The organism is Kitasatospora sp. NPDC048286 (assembly GCF_043201735.1).
Classification (GTDB): domain Bacteria; phylum Actinomycetota; class Actinomycetes; order Streptomycetales; family Streptomycetaceae; genus Kitasatospora.
Genome location: NZ_JBICZE010000020.1, coordinates 86,332 through 103,342 on the forward strand (window position 1 = coordinate 86,332; position 17,011 = coordinate 103,342).

The window sequence follows — 17,011 nt, forward strand, 5'->3', positions numbered from 1 at the left end:
GTCTCCTCAGATCGGGAGGTGGGGGGCCTGGACCCAGCGCCGCAGGAGCTGCGGCCAGGTCTCGTACGCCCGGAAGAACACCGTCTGGTGGGCGGCCCCGGCGTGTTGGGCCAGGGTGAGCAGTTGCAGCCGGACGCTGCCGATCAGCTGCTCGTCGGGTGGTGCGAGCGGGTGCGACTGCCGCCACAGCGCGTCGACGAGGGACGTGACCGCCTGGTGCACGAGGCCGCCGGCGCCGGCGCTCGCGCAGGCCGGGCAGTCCTCGGGCCGGGCGGCGAGGGCGGTCAGGTTCCGGGGCGGGTGCGGCGCGGCGCAGACCAGGTTGAGGGCGGTGAGCCAGGTGGCCGTGGACTGGTCGGCCAGGCGCCGGTGGAGGGTGCGGGCGACGGTGCCGGTGTCGAGGACGGCGAGCGAGTGGTGCAGGAAGCGCTCGTCGGGCGGGTCGGCGTCCGGCGGGGCGTAGCGGTCGCAGAGGGTCTCGTGGATGTCGTGCCACCGGTCGGCCCCGGGGGTCTCGCCGAGCAGGGTGACCAGGTGGTGGCCGAGCAGGGCGCGCAGGGTGGGGTCGCCGACGAACGGTGCTCCGGTGCCCGGCCACGGGCGGGAGCCCCAGTGGTCCTGCGTCAGCAGCTGTCTGGTCGTCTGGACGCGCAGGAGGTCGTTGTCGCCGGGCGGGTGGTGGGCGGCGAGCGCCTGGGCGGCCTCCTCGTCGAGGGCCGGGGAGAAGTGGGCCAGGCGGGCCCGGGCGGTGTCGTCGGGGACCAGCAGGCGCAGCAGCCGCTCGTGCACCCGGGTGTCCGGCTCGTCGTCGGCCGGCAGGTCGAGCAGGGTGCGGGGGTCGGGGCTCTGCCCGAGGCGCACGGCCCGTCGGCCGGCCTGGACCAGGGCGTGGGCGATCCCGGCCCGTCCCGCGCTGAGGCGGTGGATCAGCTGGGCGGTGTCGGGCCCGGGGTGGTCCGTGCCGAACATCCACGTGATCTCGTCGAGGGTCAGCTGGGCCAGGGGCAGCCGCAGGGTCCAGCCGGCCGGCGTCTGCGGCCGGTCCGTACGCCAGAACGGGCCGGCGGCGTTGCGGGTCGTCGGGTCGACGTCCTCCGGCTCGGGGGTGGCCGGTTCCGGTGCCAGGACGGTGACGACCACGCCGGGCCGCGTCCGCACGTCCTCCTCGTGCCAGACCCGGGTCAGCGTGTCCAGGACCGGCCGGCCGAGCGGGGTGTGGGCGTTGTCCAGGAGCAGCAGCGGGCGTGGCAGCCGGTTCTTGCGGCGCGCCCAGGTGTAGTGGTCGTCGATGTCCGCGAGGAGGGCGGCCGTCAGGTGGCGCTCGGCGCGCTCGCGGTCGTGCGGGTTGCCGCGGAAGCCCCGGGCGAGTTCGGAGAGCTGGACGTTCGCCTCGCCCTGGGCGCTGACCCGGCGTTCGGCCCACCAGCGCAGGCCGTTCCTGTTGGCGCGGGCGCCGAGCAGTTCGGTGGCGACGATGTCGGCGAGCGAGGCGACGAGTTCGTTGACCCCGGGGCCCAGCCCCGCCGCGGTGCCGATGTTCGGGGCGACCTGTCTGGTCCAGCCCGCCACCTTGTCCCGGCGCGCCTGGGCGTCGGGCTGGCTCTCGCGCAGCAGGCTCTCCAGGCGCCGGCCGGCGGCCTCCAGTTCGCCGAGCCCGACGGTCTGCCAGCTGGTGACCGCCAGCAGGCCCTGGGTGAGCCGGGGGAAGGACAGGCCCGCGCCGAACCGGTTCGCCTGCCGGCTCAGCTCGTACCGCAGGTGGAAGAGCAGGTCCGAGGTGTGGGAGGCGTTGCTCAGCCGGGGGGCCTCGTTCTCGGCGGGCAGGGCCAGGCCCGGCCGGCCGAAGTCCGCGCGCCCGAGGTCCGCGTACGCCTGGGGCAGTCGTTCCGCGTACCGCTCCTCCAGGGTCTTCAGGAGGGTGGTCTTGCCGGTGAGGCGCCCGCCGGCGCACTCGATCAGCAGGGGGATCCCGGCCGGGACGGGCAGCCGGGTGCCGTTCCCGGGAGCGGGCCCCGCCAGTTCGAGGCCGACCAACGAGGGAACGACGGCCCTGAACACAGCCGCTCGTCCGTCCAGAACCACCGCGTCCCCCCGTCCTCCGGCGCGGCGGGAGTGCGCCGCGCCGGATGGAGGATAGGGGAGCCGGCCGGTCCGTCACAGGGGTATCGGCGCACGACCGGGCCTCGGTTGCCGATTCGTGATGCTCCTGATAGTCCATCACATCCCGTGTGGAGCACGGGCAGTGGGGCCTGTGGTGCCTGTGGGGCCGGTGGTTCCGGTGGGGCCGTGCCCGATCCGGATCCCCTCCCGCGCCGGGCTCCCCCGCGCGGCCGGACGCCGCGGCCGGGCGGATCCGCGCAACGCGCGGGATTCACCCAGGGCAGAACGCCGTGCTCTTCCCCCGGGGCCCGGGGTGCCTAGGCTGAAGGGGTGAGCACTCATGCGTCGAACGAAGCCCGCGTCATCCCCCTGCGTCCGCAGGCCTCGCCGCCCGCGTCCGGCGAGCGGCCCCGCGCCCGGCGGGAGCCGCTGTGGCGCGATGTCGTCGGCGACGTGCTGCGGCGTGAGCGGCTCGCCCAGGAGCGCACGCTGAAGGACGTCTCCGAGGCGGCCCGGATCTCGATGCCGTACCTGTCGGAGCTGGAGCGCGGGCGCAAGGAGGCCTCCTCCGAGGTCCTCGCGGCCGCGGCCCGGGCGCTGGGGCTGGGCCTCGGGGACCTGCTCTCGCTCGCCCAGGAGGAGCTGACCCGGTACGCCCCGAGCCCGGCGGGCCGGGTGGGCCAGGCGGGCCGGGGCCGCACCTCGCCCACCGGGCGCTACGACGGCCTCGCCCTGGCCGCCTGACCGGACCCGGCCGGACCGGCGGCCGCCCAAGGGTCAGGCGGCCGTACGGGGTCAGGCGGGCGGGTGCCGGCGGTTCAGCACCTGGTCGGCGATGCCGTACGCGACGGCCTCCTCGGCGGTGAGCACCTTGTCCCGGTCCATGTCCGCGCGCAGCGTCGCCGGGTCGTGGCGGGTGTGCCGGGCGAGGACGTCCTCCACCTGCGCGCGGATGCGGACCATCTCCTTGGCCGCGAGGCTGAGATCGGAGACCGTGCCCTGCCGGCCGCCGCTGGCGGGCTGGCCGAGCAGGACCCGGGCGTGCCGGAGTACGAAGCGCCGCCCCGGGTCCCCGCCGGCCAGCAGGACGGCCGCCGTGGAGGCCGCCTGGCCGACGCAGAAGGTGGAGATCGGCGCCTGCACGAAGGTCATGGTGTCGTAGATCGCCATCAGCGAAGTGAACGATCCGCCGGGCGAGTTGAGGTAGATCGAGATCTCGCGTTCCGGGTTCTCCGACTCCAGGTGCAGGAGTTGGGCGATGACCACGTTGGCGACGCCGTCGTCGATCTCGGTGCCGAGGAAGATGATCCGCTCGTTCAGCAGCCGGCTGAAGACGTCGTAGCTGCGCTCGCCCTGCGCGGTGCGCTCGATGACGTAGGGAACCGTGTAGGAGCCCATGTCACAGTCCGATCCGTCGGCGGGCGGCGGCCGGGCGGATGTCGGCGACCGACTCCACGACCTTGTCCACGAGCCCGTACTCCCTGGCCTGTTCGGCGGTGAACCAGCGGTCCCGGTCGCCGTCGCGCGCGATGGTCTGCTCGCTCTGCCCGGTGTGCTCGGCGGTGATCCGCTCGATGACCCGCTTGGTGAACTGGAGGTTCTCCGCCTGGATCTCGATGTCCGCGGTGGTGCCGCCGATGCCCGCCGAGGGCTGGTGCATCATGATCCGCGCGTTCGGCAGCGCGAACCGCTTGCCAGGCGCCCCAGCGGTGAGCAGGAACTGGCCCATGCTGGCGGCGAAGCCCATCGCCAGCGTCGAGACGTCGTTCGGGATGAGCCGCATGGTGTCGTAGACGGCGAGCCCCGCGCTGACCGACCCGCCGGGGCTGTTGATGTACAGGCAGATGTCGGTGCGCGGGTCCTCGGCCGACAGCAGCAGCAGCTGCGCGCACACCCGGTTCGCCGACACGTCGTCGACCTGGGTGCCGAGCAGCACGATCCGCTGGGCGAGCAGCTGCGCCGCGAGGTGGTCGTCGAAGGCGCTGGGCGGGGTGTCGCCGTCCGCCGCGCGGGGCGGGGGCGTGGTGGGTGGAGTCATCTGACCTCTCCTCGTCGGAGCGGGGTTGCCGTCGACTCCACTGTCGGCCCGGGAAGACCTCCGGATGCCCCGTCTCTGCCCGCAGCGGATTCGCCACGGGCAGACGGCGGCCGGTGGGCGCTCAGCCCGGCAGGGCCGGGAGGCGGTCCAGTGCGATCCCGAAGTGGGTGCGGTAGGCGGTGAGGGCCTCGTCGTCGGTGAGGGCCTGCTCGGTGCGCCCGCCGGCCGGGGTGGTGGTGATCAGGCGGCTGCCGGTGATGGTCACCCGGCCGCCGTCGTCGGTGGGCAGCGAGCAGGTCGTCGAGCGGGTGAAGTGGGAGTGCGGCGAGGTGGTCTGCCACCAGCAGGTCGGGGCGAAGTCGGCGAGCTCGTACGGGCGCGGGCCCAGGCGGTACTGCGGTGTGCCGTCCCGCAGGACGTCCAGGTCGCCGTGCCCGCCGGTCGGGACGACGGTGAACGCGCCGTCGGGGTCGGCCTGTTCGCCGCGTTCGTCCAGGCGCAGCGGGTGGCGGCTGAAGCGGCCGAAGCCGACGTCGACCAGCCACGGCTCGTCGAGGTCCACCCGCAGGGCGAGGTGGTCGAACGGCGGTCCGAGCCGTTCGCCGTCGAAGACGCGGGCGGCCAGCAGGCTCACCCGGTAGCCGAGTGAGGTGAGCAACTGGGCGAAGGCTCCGTTGAGTTCGTAGCAGAAGCCGCCCCGGCGGCGGGCGACGACCTTCTCCTGCAGGGCGGCGGGGTCGAGGTCGACGTGTTCGCCGAGGTGGATGCTCAGGTTCTCGAACGGGACGGTGCGCAGGTGCGCGAGCTGGATCCGGGCGAGGGCCTGCGGGGAGGGTGTTCCGGGGTCGGGCAGGGCGATGCGGTCGAGGTAGGCGGAGCGCTGGGCTGCGGTGAGGCCGGTCGGCGGCTGCTCGGGGTGCGGTGCGTGGTTCATCCGGCCATTCCACCGGGGTGCGGGGCGGGTGGGCATCGGCTGTTGGTCCTACGCCCAGCGGGGCGGGTGGCCATCGGCTGTTGGTCCTACGTCTCGCAGGCCGGGCCGGCCGGTGGGGCGCCGACCGGTGCCCCACGGCCTGCCCTTTCGGCCCTCGCGGGGGCCGTGCCGGGGGCGTAGGGTCGGCGTGCCGGGCGGTGACGGAGGAGGGCCGGGAGCATGCGAGAGACCGTGAGGGGCTCGGCGGCGCCAACGCCCGGGGCCGCGCCGAGGAGGCGTGCGGCACAGAGTGCGGCCCCGGTGCCCGCCGCGCCCGGGCGGGCCCCGCACCCCGCCGAACTCGCCGCCCTCCAGCGGACGGTGGGCAACGCGGCCGTGACGCGGCGGCTGCAGCGCCTGGAGGATCCCGGGGTCAGGGAGCAGGCGAGAGCGCACGCCGCCGACCCCGTCTCGCACGGCGAGTGGGGCACGTTCCGCGAGGACATGGCCCAGGCAGGTTTCTCCCGGGACGTCACGGAGATCGCCTGGCAGCTCGTCCTCGGCGGCATCGCCGAACAGGGGCAGCTCAACGACGAGGCCATGGCACGGTTCACCGAGCGCCAGGCCCAGCGCGACCACCGCGCGTCGAACAGCTGGTACCAGGAGCTGGTGAAGGTCGTCGGCGACTACCTGGAGATCGACACGCCGACGCTGGCCCTGTGGTCGGGTGGTCGGGAGCTCAGCGACTACGCCCGCGGCAAGGGCCACACCCCACTGGAGGCCACCGCCTTCGGCGCGGTGGTCGACAGGCTGGCCCTGACCCCGGACTGGATGCTCAAGACGCCGATGTGGAACGTCCTGTCCAAGGCCTTCGTGAGCCGCGCCCGCGGCCCCGTCCACATCTTCCTGCGGGCGTACAACCCGGAGAGCGTCCTGATCGCGCAGGAGGTGCCGCAGCTGCGCGTGGTCATGGCGCTCGACCCCGCGGTGCGGCTCGTCTGGCATCCGGTGTACGCCACGGAGGACGGGAGCCTGATGGAGATCACCGGGCGTCTCGGCCTGGCCCCCGACGCGCCCTGCTCCGGCCGGGACGAGTGCGTGCGGATCCTCTACGACTACCTGCGCCTGGTCCACGACCCGGCCAACCCCCACTCCCAGCGCGCCCACGCGGAGATGAGCGCCCACCTCGCCGCCAACGGCACTCCGCAGTAAGGCCCGTGGGCTTCGGGGACAAGTCAGTAGGGTGGGTCGGATTCGGTACCGGAGTGGGGAGAGCGATGACCGACCCGAGGGAACACCGCGGCTGGATAGGCCGGTTGCTCGGCGGCCGCCGTGCGCGCGCCGGGCAGGAGGCGCCCGTGCGGCCCGTCGACGAGGACCGCAGGGCGTGGGCGCGCCCCGGGGAGCTGGTGGACCTGTCCTCCCTGCCCCCGCGGGTGGCCGAGGGCCTGGTCGAGGTCGCGGCGGCGATCGACGCCGCCGACCGGGCACGCTTCGACGGCGACCGGGCCGAGGCCCACCGGCTGCTGCGCGGCGCCGTCACCACAGAGATCGAGCCCTACCGCCAACTCGCCGAGGAGCGGCTCGGGGTGATGGTGAGCGAGGACGGCGACGTCCGGGAGGCCGTGGAGCTGTGGCTGCGCGCCGCCCGGGGCCCGGACCCCGAACTGCGCCGTTCCGTCGCGGTCTACCTGGGCTCCATCCCCTTCGCCGACGGCGCGTTCCTGGTGAACGCCGATCCGGCGACCGTGCTGGCCCTGCTCCCCGAGGCGTGGGGCTTCGGGCGGGTGGGCGCCGCGGTGTACGAGGCCTCCTCCCACCGCCACCGGGAGGCCGGCCCCGCGGTGCGCCGCCAGCTGCTGGCGCTCGACGCCCTCCGGTACCGGGACGGCAAGCTGGCCGCGCGGATCGAGGCCGTCCCGGTGGCGGACGAGCGCTTCCCTCGCCGGCGCGCCGAGTGGGCCAGCGGCGCCCAACTGGGCGGCTGCCGCTGGAGCGTGGCCGGCCACCGGGACGGGGTGTCGGCGCTCGCCGCCGTCCCGGTGCCGGTGGACGGGCGCGAGGTCGTGGTCACCGGCGGGGACGACGGCACCGTGCGCCTGTGGGACCTGGCCACCGGCGAGGCGGTCGGCGAGCCGATGGCCGACCACGTCGGGCAGGTGCGCGCCGTGGCCGCGGCCGAGCTGGACGGCCGGGCGGTGGCGGTGTCGGTCGGGACCGACGAGGTCGTACGGGTCTGGGACCTGACGACGCGCCGGCTGCTGTACCCGCCGCTGGCCGGGCACTTCGACTGGGTGACCGGCGTGGACACGGCGGTGGTGCGTGGCCGCCCGGTGGCCGTCACCTGCGGCGACGACCTCAGCGTGCGGGTCTGGGACCTGGCCACCGGCCAGCCGGTCGGCAAGCCGATGCGCGACCCGGCCGCCCCCGCCGACCGCCGGACGGGCCGGCCGACGGCGCTGGTGACGACGGTGGTGCTGCGCCGGCCGGTGGCGGTGGTCGGCGACTTCCAGGGGGTCGTACGGGTGTGGGACCTCGTGAAGGGGCGTGAGTTCCTGCCGCCGGTGAGGACCGGGGGCGGCGCGGTGCAGGCGCTGGCCGTGATGGACGTCGACGGCCGCCCGGCCGTGGCCGTCGGTGCCTGGGACGGCGCGACCAGCCTGTGGGACCTGGCGAGGGCCCGCCCGGTGGGCGAGCGCCTCGTCGCCGCGCACGAGTGGCCGCAGGAGGTCGCGGCGGTGGCCACCGGGGCCGGGGCTGCGGTCGCCGTCAGCGACGACTCCGGCATGGTGCGGCTGTGGGACCCGGTCGGCGGGCGGCAGTTCGCCCAGGCCTTCGCCGGGCCCCACGGCCGGACCCGGGCGCTGGCCTCGACCGTGACGCCGGACGGGCGGCCAGTGGTGCTCGTCGGCACCGACGACGGCCGGGTGCACCGCTGGGACCCGGCCGTCGACAGCGGCTCCGTGGGCGACCCGCGGCCCGGGCACGGCGACGAGGTGACCGCCGCGGCGACCGTCGAACTCGACGGCAGGGCACTGGTGGTCAGCACCGCCCTGGACGGCTCGGTGCGCCTGTGGGACCTGGCCACCGGCGCCGAGGCGGACACGCCCTTCGCCGAGTCCGGGGAACCGGTGGAGGCGGTGGCGACGGCGGTGGTCGGCGGCCGGCCCGTGGTGCTCACCGTCGAGCCGTACGACAAGGCGGTCCGGCGGTGGGATCCGGCCACCGGGGAGTCGGCGGGCTCGCCGCTGGCCCACGACGACACCGTGGGCGCCGTGGCGACGACGGTGCTGGACGGCCGGCCGCTCGCCGTCACCGGGAGCGCCGACGGCCTCGTCCGGGTCTGGGACCTCACCGCCGGGGAGGTCCTCCACGGGCCCCTGGCCGGGCACGAGTCCGAGGTGACCGCGGTGGCCACGGCGGTGCTGGACGGCCGGCCGGTCGCCGTCACCGCGGACGAGGTGAAGCTGCGGGTGTGGGAGCTCGCCACCGGCGCCGCGCTCGGCGAGCCGATCGACCTCCCGGGCGCCTCGCCGCGCGGCGGGGACGAGGCGGAGGACGAGGACGACGAGGCGGACTGGGACGAGGCGTCGGCCCCGGACGAGGCGGACGGCGAGGAGGACTGGGACGACGAGGACGAGGACGAGGACGACGAGGGCGACGGATCGGTCGTCGAGGCGCTGGCCACGGCGGTGGTCGACGGCCGCCCGGTCGTGGCGGCGGCCTGCGACGACGGCCTGGTACACGTCTGGGACCTGGCCACCCGCACCCTGCTCGGCCCGCCCCTGCGCGCCTCCGACGACGACACCCCCGCGCTGACCACCGCCCGGGTCGCGGGCCGCCCGGTCCTCGTCACCGGCGGCGACGACGGCACCGTCCGGACCTGGGACCTGACCACCCTCGCCCCGGTCGGCCCCGACCTGGTGCTGCCGCTGCCGGTCGGCGCGCTGGCCACGGCCGCGGCGGACCGGCTGGTGGTCGGGTTCGGCTGGGAGGTCGGGGTGTTCCGCCTCGTGGAGTCCGCCGAACCCGCCGAACCCGCGGAGTCCGCCGGGTCGGCCGGCGCCGCCGGGTGAGCGCGAGGGTCCGGCCCCGCGGGGCCGGACCCTCCTGCGGCGCGGGGGGCGTCAGGCGGCGAGGTGCTCCAGCGTGAACAGGGTCGCCCGGTAGGAGTACTGGGCGATGACCGAACCCGCGGCGCCGTTCGGGTCGGAGACCGCGGCGAAGGACCCGCTGTGCCCCACCCGGAGGATCACCTGGTTCGAGCCGGGCGCGACGGGGTGGATCCGGAACTGCTGGTTGCCCACGATCCACCCCGAGCACTCGGACGCGGAGAAGTTGGCGCCGTCGGCCAGCCCCTCGTTCGGGTCGTTCGGGTCCTGCTTCCAGATGCCCAGGCAGGAGTTCTCGTTCGACCGGTTGCGGAAGATGAAGAGATCGGCGTCGTTCTCGTAGTGGCACATCTTCCACTGCTGGTTGTAGCCGCCGGTGTCGGGGTTCTGGACTGCCTGGCTCCAGGCGCTGAGCAGGTTCCGCTCCACGAGCTGTCCGTACGGCGTCTTGATCCGGTAGTAGCCGTCGTCGCAGATGTAGTGGTGCCAGGCGGTCGAGGACAGGCCCTGGGGCGCGGCCGACGCGGGGGCCACGAACAGGGTGAGGCCGGCCAGCGGGGCGAGGGCGGCGGCACCGAGGGCGCGCAGTGCCGTGCCCCGGCGGGTGGTCGCGCGGCGCAGCGGGTTCGTCACGGGTTCCTCCGTCGTCGTCGGGTCGGTGGGCACGGTCAGCAGCTGCTGATGAGGAGTTGGGCGGCCCGGCGCACGGTGCCGGCCGGCTGGACGGGCGCGCAGCCGACGGAGCCGATCTCCGGGGACTCGTAGGTGGTGAACGTCCCGGGGGTCGGCGAGGAGGTGACCCAGATGCCGGTGGTGGGGCCGGTCTGGGCGCAGACGCGGTTGACGTACTGGCCGGTGACGACGCGGGTGCCCCGGTAGAGGCCGTACCGCCCGGGGTCGTTGAGGTTCCAGACGTCGCTCACGGTCTGGCTGGTGGTGCTGGAGGTGGTCTTCTGGACCGAGAAGCCGACCTTGGCCTCGACCTTGAGCCACAGCGGGCCCGCCGAGGCGGAGATCTCGGTCCTGTTGTCGACGGTGGTGGTCACCGAGCTGATCTTGGTCAGGGTGTCGCTGTGCTGTCCGGTGGTGCCCGGGGCGACGTTGACGATGAGGAAGTCGGTGACCGTCGGGGTGACCTGGACGTTGAAGGGTTCCTTCGCGGTCTGGTCGACGGCCGGGTTGCAGAACGTCGGGAGGGTGTCGGCGTGGGCGGCCGGGGCGGCGCCGAGGACTGACAGGCCCAGGGCGACGGCGGCGGTGGCCGAGGCGGCGAGGGTCCGCCGGCGCGTCCTGTGGACAGGGGTCATCTGTTCTCCTCCGTGGTCTGGCGGACGGTCCGCACTCCTGCGACCGGAACCGCGCGGGTGCGGGCGGGCGCGGTGGTGCGATCCGTCGTGCGGCGGACGCCGCCCGGCCCGGTGACGATCCTGCGCAAGGCCGTCACGATTTCCTCACGACCGGCTCACGGTGCGGGCGGGTTCGGGCATGCCGGACCGCCCGGCCACCATGGCGGCGCCGGTGGCGGGCGGTGCGGCCGGGGCGTCAGGCGGGGAGGTGGGAGGCGACCAGGGCGGCGAACTCCTCGGGGGTGAGGATGCGGATGCCGAGTTCCTCGGCCTTGGCGCGCTTGGAGCCGGCCTTCTCGCCGGCGACCAGGAGGGTGGTGCGCTTGGAGACGGAGGAGGAGGCCTTGCCGCCGGCGCTTTCGATCAGTTCGTTCATCTGGTTGCGGGAGAGGTCGGCGAGGGCGCCGGTCATGCTGCCGGTGACGACGACGGCTTCGCCGGCCAGCGGGCCCGCCTCGGTGGTGCCGCTCTCCCCCGCCGCCGCGGCGGGGGCCGTCGGGGCGGTGACGGCGGTGCCCACGCCGAGGTCGGCGAGGCGGTCCAGCAGCGGGGCGAGGTCGGCGAGTTCGGCGGCGACGACGCGGGCCTTCTCGGTGCCGATGCCGTCGACGCCGGCCAGGGTCTCGGCGTCGGCGGCCCGGATCGCCGTCATGCTGCCGAAGTGCGCGGCGATCCGGCGGGACATGGTCCGTCCGGTGCCGCGGATGCCGAGGGCGCAGAAGACCCGGTTGAGCGGCTGGGTGCGGGCGGTGGCGATCGCGGCGAGCAGGTTGTCGGCGCTGGTCTCCCCCATCCGGTCCAGGGTGAGCAGCTGCTCGCGGGTGAGGGTGAACAGGTCGGCGAGGTCGGCGACGAGTCCGGCTTCGACGAGTTGGACGGCGCGGGTGCCGCCGAGGCCCTCGATGTCGAGCTGGTCGCGGCCGGCCGCGTAGAGGACGGAGGCGACGGCCTGGCAGTTGCGGCCGCGTATGCAGCGCCAGCGCTGTTCGGTGGTGTCGATGGCGTCGCCGCAGCGCGGGCAGGCCTCGGGGAAGGCGATCGGCTGCTCGTCGCCGGTGCGGGCGTCGAGGACGGGGGCCTCGACCCGGGGGATGACGTCGCCGGCGCGGTAGACGAAGACCTGGTCGCCGATCATCAGCCCGCGCCGTTCGATGTCGGCGGGGTTGTGCAGGGTGGCGAAGGTGACGGTGACGCCGTCGATGACGACCGGTTCGAGGACGGCGCGCGGGGCGATGATGCCGGTGCGGCCGACGTTCCACTCGACCTCGAGCAGCCGGGTGACCTTGTGCTGGGCGGCCAGTTTGCGGGCCACCGCCCAGCGCGGCGCGCGCGAGCCGGAGCCGGCCTCGGCGCGGTCGGCGGCCAGGTCGGCCTTGACGACGACGCCGTCGATCCCGAAGGGCAGTTCGGCGCGCAGGGCGGCGATCTCGTCGATGCGCCGCTGGACGTCGGCGATGTCCGCGCAGTGCCGCGGCGCGGCCGCGGTGGCGGCGGCGGTGTGGGCGCCGAGGGCGGCGAGGCGCTCCAGCAGGGCGCTGTGGGCGAGGTCGCCGGGGCCGACGGCGTCGTAGGCGAAGAAGGTCAGCTCGATCCGGTAGGGGCGGTCCTTGGCGCGCAGGGTGCCGGCGGCGCCGCTGCGGGGGTGGGCGAAGGGGGTGGCGCCGTGGTCGGCGCGCACCCGGTTGGCGTGCTCGAACTGGCTCTGGGTGAGCAGGACTTCGCCGCGCAGTTCGATGTCGGCGGGCTCGGTCAGTTCGGCGGGCAGGCCGAGGATGGCGTCGGCGGCGTGGGTGACGTCCTCGCCGGCCAGGCCGTCGCCGCGGGTGATCACCTGCTGCAGGCGCCCGGCGCGGTAGCGGGCGGCGACGGCGAGGCCGTCGAGCTTGGGCTCCACGCACCAGGCGGCGACGGGCCGGCCCAGGCGCCGCTCCAGGCCGGCGGCCCAGGACTCCAGCTCCTCGGCGGAGAACACGTTGTCCAGGGAGAGCATCGGCACGCTGTGCGGGACGTCGCCGGTGGCGGCGCCGCCGGCCACCTTGCCGGTCGGCGACTCGGGCAGCACCTCGCCGGGGTGGGCGCTCTCGTACGCGGCGATGTCGCGCAGCAGGGCGTCGTACTCGTCGTCCCCGAGCGGGGTGGAGCCGTCGGCGTAGTACGCGGCGGCGGCCTGCACGGCGGCGGTGACGGCGTCGGCGTACGCGGACGGCGAGGTGAGCGGGGCGGCGGTCTCGGTCATGGGGGAATCATGGCGGCCGACACTGACAATCCGGCGGCGGGCGGGGTCAGGCCTGCCGGGCGGTGGCGAAGATCCCCGGCGTCGCGGTCGCGCGCCGGGACGGCGGCGGGAAGGTCGAGTCCCAGTGGATCTTCGACCGCGCCGACTACACCTTCCTCGGCGAGCGCACCGTCGCCCTCACCGACGGCACGACCTTCAAGAAGGGCGACGTCACCGGCCGGACGGCCGTCCTCCGCCGAGCCCTCGTCGACGCACCGGGCACCCGCCCGTAACGGCCTCAGATCGGCTGAAGCCGCCCACGCAGCGCCGCGCGGGCGCGGGCGGCGCCCCCGGGGGTGGCCCGCGCCCCGCTGCCGACCGCGACGTCCCTCGTGCCGAGGCCCGCACAGGCGCGGCAGATGCCGGGCTGGGGCACCGGGTCGTGGCAGCGGCCGCATTCGGCGTAGGAGGCGGGCGGGGCTTCGGGGCGTTCCGGCGGCAGCTTGCGTCGCAGGCGGTCCCGGAGGATCGCCGCCGGGGAGTGCATCGGCTGCGGCAGTCCGGGGATCAGGGCGTTCGCCAACTCGGCCTCAGTGCTTCCCCGTTCCAGCCACTGGGTGACGAGCGGAGCCAGCGCCTGCGCCTCGGCCTCGCCGAGACGCAGGCGGGGCTCGGGCCGGATCACCCGGAACAGGGTGGCCACGGCCGCCCGCGTCCGTTCATCCGGGAGGGTGGGTTCTTCTCCCGGGTCCTTTACGGGAGGGGCGACAGCGCCGCCGGTGCCCCCTTCACCGGCGTCCGGACGGGGGGCAGCCGGTGCGGGCTGAGGGGTGTCGAAGACGTGGGCCTCGGAGCGGACGGTGCCGTCGGCCAGCCGGACCGTGTCGACCCGGTAGTACCCGGCGTCCTTCAGTTCCTTGAGCGCCCGCCGGACGGCGCCCCGCCCCTGCGGACTGCTGTCCGCCATCTGCCGCCCGTCCTCCCGCCAGCCGTCGGGGCGGGAGAGGAGGTCCGCGAGCAGGCCGCGGGCGGTGTAGGAGAGTCGGCGATCCTGCAACAGGCCGTTGGGAAGGACGGTGAACGCGCGCGTGTGCGCGCTACGATGAATCTGCATCTGGAGTTACAGCTCCTGGTGCCCGACCCCGGGGTGTTCCATCACCGCCGGGGTCTCCTATGTTCTGTTGATGATGCGGAAAGTAGCACACCGGCTACGCAGAGTGCGAGCCGTTTTCATCTCTCCGCCAGGCGGACGAGCTGTGCCCGTAGTACTCCCTCCAGTTCGAGGTTGTCGCCTCGGGTAACTGTCTGCAGCAGTTCGGTGATGACCACGAGTTCTGCGAACCTCCCGGCGGGAGTATCGAGGATGTGGCCGAGGCGACGCCGGATCTCGTCGGCAGTGTCGGGAACGAGAAGACTGTAGGCGTGGAGGAGTGCCGCGTCGTACCCGGCGGGCGCGGCGCCCCAGCCTTCCCAGTCGAGGACGGTGAGGGTCGGGCCTGTGAGGTTGGCCCAGTGCAGGTCGCCGTGCGCGGTCGTCCAGGCGGGCGCTTTGGTGTCGATCGGGATGCCCAGGTACTGGGGCATGGCACGGTCCAGGTACTCCTGCCGGACCGCAACTCGGCTGCTGGGGACGGCGGCGATGCCATCGAGTGCGGTGCTGAGCCCGTCCCACCAGGCGTCGTCCAGGTCGGGCGCTTTCCGGAGGATCGGCTCGTGCGTGGTGATGGTGGAGGCGGTGATCTTGTCGTACAGCTCTGCCAGGTAGCCGTGCTCGCCCTCGGTCCAGGTGCGCCGCTCCCGCAGGCGCGGCCTGGGTACCGCAGGAGGCATGAGTTGTTCTGCCTCCTGCGGCCCCTCCCAGAGCTTTCCGCCGGCCTTGTCGACCGGGGCGGACACCAGGCGGAGCCAGCCCTCGCCGGATGCCGCGGCGACCGGACGGCTGAGGGTGCGTCCGCGCCAGCCCCACGCTTCGCGGGAGCCGATCGGCGTCACGTGGAGCACCGTTGCTGCTGTGGCGTGCATCCCGCGCATCCGCCTGGCGGTGTCCGGCTCAGGTTCCGAGTACATCAACGACCCTTCGGAGTACGTCCGGAGACAACGGCGGCCGGCCGACGGCTTCGGCGGCCTGCCCCCAGTGTTCCGGGTTCCCCGTCGACAGGAGCACGCGCTTCACCCCTGGGGCTGAAGCAACGACGGCGAGGGCGGTCTCGGCAGGGGTCTTGCCAGGGTTGATCAGCTCGGACAGTTCCGAGGTCACCATGCCGGGGATCTCGCCGCCGTGGAGCGGGGCGGAGGCGAACACCTCCAGTCCCGCATCCAGGGCATCAGTCAACGGGCCGTATCCGTCGAGAGCCTGGGCGACGGGCGCAAGGTGGACGAGGGAGAGCGGGAGCTGGATGGCCCACAGGTGATGATTCGGCCCGCCGGCCTTGGCCGCGAGTTCGATCAGCGTGGGCACGTCGAAGAGGCCGCTACTGAAGCCACGCCAGGTCGCCACTCCGTAGGCACTGATGATCTGTTGGCTGCACGCTTCCTCCAGAGCCTGGAAGGCGTTGAAGAGCCGATCGGTGATCTCGCCTTCCGGGCAGTCGTGTTCGGGGTTGTGTACGAACACCAGGTCGGGCACCCGGTCGAGCATGAGCCTGGTGCGCGCGAGCTGCCAGGCGATGTAGTCCGGGGCGAGGCAGTGCCCGCGTTCGGCGTCCGCTGCGGACAGGGCGCCGGCTCGCACACCGATGTGCCTGGCGCTGGCCGGGACGAAGCCCACCTTGGTGGAGACGCGCAGATCCGGGTAGGCAGCCAGAACCACGGCGAGCCACGTCTCCGCCCGGCCGCCTGCGTAGTTGGGCGCGGTGTCCACCCAGTCGGCACCTCGGGAGGCGGCCATCAGCGCGGCCTCGGCCACATCGGGGCAGCGGTAGGTACCGAGGCCCAGCCTGGCCGTCATCGCGCACCTCCGATCGCGGCGGCCTGGCCGTCGACCAGCTCCGTCACGACACCGGCCGCCTGCCCGAGAGTGATGCCTGCGGCCTGTGCGAGATCGGCCAGCCGGTGAGGCTCCCCGTCCGCGAGGAGCGCGAGCATCGGCTCGGCCTTGGCGGCGAACGTCCACTCCTCACCGCCGGCGGTCAGCCGGACGGTGCCGTCGGACACGGCCGTGAGCGCGGGCCGCGTGGTGACCAGGCGCACCTGGAGGTCGGTGTCCGGTGGGGCCGCCGTGATGTGGGGCAGCGACGGTGCGAGCCGGGCTCGCTCGGTGGCGTCACGCGCGGAGGAGAAGCGGGCGATCAGGTCGTCGCTTTCCAACTCGGCCGTGATGAGCTTGCCGATCGTATTGAGGAAGGCGTGCTGCTCCTCGGCGGTCCCGAAGTGCGGGAGGTCCGCTCGGACCGCCTCGTGGGTGCGCAACGTCTCCGACAGCCAGGTGATCAGATCGGCGCCCGTCGTGCTCTGCAGCCCGCACGTGACGTGCAGCGAGTGCTGGCCCTCGGAGGCGGCGACGGCGTGCCACCAGCCCCGGGGCAGATAGAGCACATCTCCGGCGGTGAGGACCAGATCGGCGACGGGCTCCTCGGGCGGCGGTTCGGGCATCTCGACGTCGCGGTGCATCGGCACCGTGCGGGTGGGGCCGTAGATGCGCCAGCGCTTCGCGCCGTCAAGCTGGACGACAACCACGTCGTGATCGTCCCAGTGGACACCGAAGCCTTCGATGTCGGTCCAGGAGCCGTACAGGTTGACCTGTACGCCGGTTCGCAGCCAGCGCTCAAGTTGGCCGGCCAGAGCACCGATTCCGGGGTGCAGCTCGTCGACGGCGTCCAGCACCAGCGTGGCGCCCTCAGCCAGACGCCGGTGCAACTCGGAGGGCTGGAGCTGGTGCCAGACGGTGCTCCGCCGGGTGACGATCGGCCGGGAGTACGTGTGCGCGGGCAACTGCTCCCCGTTGGTGGCGAGTCGGAAGCGAGGGGGTTCGAACCGGTGGCGGGTCAGGATGGCGTTGAGGTCATCCCAGCTCATGAGTCCGGCGAGTGACGCGGCTTCACCGCGTGCGACCTTGAAGCTGCGGCCGAGCGTCCGGGCGAGGAAGTCATCCCCGCCCAGACGCTCGACCACCGAGAAGTGCTCGGCGGTCATCGTGATGCAGCCGTCAGTCGTTGGTGTCGGTTCGGCCGGTGGAGCCGCCGTCCGACGACTGCTCGCCGCGCGATCGGGCCGCGGCGACCTTCGCGCGGGCGACCAGCAGGCCGTCGCCCTCCAGCTCGGTGTTGTTCGTCAGGTTCTCGGGCATGA

16 protein-coding genes are annotated in these 17,011 nt (G+C 74.1%); 4 read left to right on the plus strand and 12 right to left on the minus strand.

The genetic code is table 11. The features are described 5' to 3' along the window. Window positions 1–6: 6 nt before the first annotated feature. Entirely contained in the window at window positions 7–2,058 is a 2,052-nt protein-coding gene (locus ACGF13_RS35350) for a hypothetical protein (protein ID WP_392883286.1), read from the minus strand. A gap of 372 nt (window positions 2,059–2,430) precedes the next feature. Between ACGF13_RS35350 and ACGF13_RS35355 the strand changes: the two genes are divergently transcribed. After that, window positions 2,431–2,844 carry a helix-turn-helix domain-containing protein gene (locus ACGF13_RS35355; protein WP_392883287.1) on the plus strand — a complete coding sequence of 138 codons (414 nt, stop codon included), beginning with the start codon at window positions 2,431–2,433 and terminating at the stop codon, window positions 2,842–2,844. Between the two features lie 51 nt (window positions 2,845–2,895). Here ACGF13_RS35355 and ACGF13_RS35360 read toward each other — a convergent pair whose 3' ends face one another. The 3 genes from ACGF13_RS35360 to ACGF13_RS35370 all read right to left on the minus strand — a co-directional run bounded on the left by ACGF13_RS35360 (window position 2,896) and on the right by ACGF13_RS35370 (window position 5,072). Then, window positions 2,896–3,498, minus strand: a complete 603-nt coding sequence (locus tag ACGF13_RS35360) for a ClpP family protease (protein WP_392883288.1) — start codon at window positions 3,496–3,498, stop codon at window positions 2,896–2,898. A gap of 1 nt (window position 3,499) precedes the next feature. Further along, the gene (locus ACGF13_RS35365; protein ID WP_392883290.1) at window positions 3,500–4,138 is read right to left on the minus strand and encodes an ATP-dependent Clp protease proteolytic subunit; all 639 of its coding nucleotides are present in this window, start codon (window positions 4,136–4,138) and stop codon (window positions 3,500–3,502) included. Between the two features lie 121 nt (window positions 4,139–4,259). Beyond that, window positions 4,260–5,072 (minus strand): arylamine N-acetyltransferase, encoded by an 813-nt coding sequence (locus tag ACGF13_RS35370; RefSeq protein ID WP_392883291.1) that lies wholly within the window; start codon window positions 5,070–5,072, stop codon window positions 4,260–4,262. A 300-nt stretch (window positions 5,073–5,372) separates the two neighbouring features. On the opposite strand from ACGF13_RS35370, the gene ACGF13_RS35375 reads away from it, so the two are divergent. Both ACGF13_RS35375 and ACGF13_RS35380 read left to right on the plus strand, forming a co-directional pair. Continuing rightward, window positions 5,373–6,263: a hypothetical protein gene (locus tag ACGF13_RS35375; RefSeq protein WP_392883293.1), complete on the plus strand. Its 891-nt coding sequence runs from the start codon at window positions 5,373–5,375 to the stop codon at window positions 6,261–6,263. Between the two features lie 65 nt (window positions 6,264–6,328). Continuing rightward, window positions 6,329–9,127: a WD40 repeat domain-containing protein gene (locus ACGF13_RS35380; RefSeq protein ID WP_392883294.1), complete on the plus strand. Its 2,799-nt coding sequence runs from the start codon at window positions 6,329–6,331 to the stop codon at window positions 9,125–9,127. A gap of 51 nt (window positions 9,128–9,178) precedes the next feature. Here the strand turns inward: ACGF13_RS35380 and ACGF13_RS35385 are convergent, their stop codons facing one another. The 3 genes from ACGF13_RS35385 to ligA form a co-directional block, all read right to left on the minus strand. After that, window positions 9,179–9,796, minus strand: a complete 618-nt coding sequence (locus tag ACGF13_RS35385; protein ID WP_392883295.1) for an RICIN domain-containing protein — start codon at window positions 9,794–9,796, stop codon at window positions 9,179–9,181. Between the two features lie 35 nt (window positions 9,797–9,831). After that, the gene (locus ACGF13_RS35390) at window positions 9,832–10,470 is read right to left on the minus strand and encodes a hypothetical protein (protein WP_392883297.1); all 639 of its coding nucleotides are present in this window, start codon (window positions 10,468–10,470) and stop codon (window positions 9,832–9,834) included. A gap of 235 nt (window positions 10,471–10,705) precedes the next feature. After that, the gene (ligA, locus tag ACGF13_RS35395) at window positions 10,706–12,745 is read right to left on the minus strand and encodes an NAD-dependent DNA ligase LigA (RefSeq protein ID WP_392883299.1); all 2,040 of its coding nucleotides are present in this window, start codon (window positions 12,743–12,745) and stop codon (window positions 10,706–10,708) included. Window positions 12,746–12,807: 62 nt separating this feature from the next. On the opposite strand from ligA, the gene ACGF13_RS35400 reads away from it, so the two are divergent. After that, window positions 12,808–13,017 (plus strand): hypothetical protein, encoded by a 210-nt coding sequence (locus ACGF13_RS35400; RefSeq protein ID WP_392883301.1) that lies wholly within the window; start codon window positions 12,808–12,810, stop codon window positions 13,015–13,017. A 5-nt stretch (window positions 13,018–13,022) separates the two neighbouring features. Here ACGF13_RS35400 and ACGF13_RS35405 read toward each other — a convergent pair whose 3' ends face one another. The 5 genes from ACGF13_RS35405 to ACGF13_RS35425 all read right to left on the minus strand — a co-directional run bounded on the left by ACGF13_RS35405 (window position 13,023) and on the right by ACGF13_RS35425 (window position 17,009). After that, window positions 13,023–13,838, minus strand: a complete 816-nt coding sequence (locus ACGF13_RS35405; protein WP_392883302.1) for a hypothetical protein — start codon at window positions 13,836–13,838, stop codon at window positions 13,023–13,025. 116 nt (window positions 13,839–13,954) lie between these two features. Next, a complete protein-coding gene (locus ACGF13_RS35410) occupies window positions 13,955–14,791 on the minus strand; it encodes a hypothetical protein (protein ID WP_392883304.1) in 837 nt (278 codons plus the stop codon). Next, complete coding sequence (locus ACGF13_RS35415) at window positions 14,775–15,671, minus strand: aldo/keto reductase (protein ID WP_392883305.1); 897 nt, start codon at window positions 15,669–15,671, stop codon at window positions 14,775–14,777. The genes ACGF13_RS35410 and ACGF13_RS35415 overlap by 17 nt, the downstream gene beginning before the upstream one ends. Next, a complete protein-coding gene (locus ACGF13_RS35420; protein WP_392883306.1) occupies window positions 15,668–16,855 on the minus strand; it encodes a cupin domain-containing protein in 1,188 nt (395 codons plus the stop codon). The genes ACGF13_RS35415 and ACGF13_RS35420 overlap by 4 nt, the downstream gene beginning before the upstream one ends. A 13-nt stretch (window positions 16,856–16,868) precedes the next feature. Then, entirely contained in the window at window positions 16,869–17,009 is a 141-nt protein-coding gene (locus ACGF13_RS35425) for a hypothetical protein (RefSeq protein WP_360430406.1), read from the minus strand. Between the last annotated feature and the right edge of the window lie 2 nt (window positions 17,010–17,011).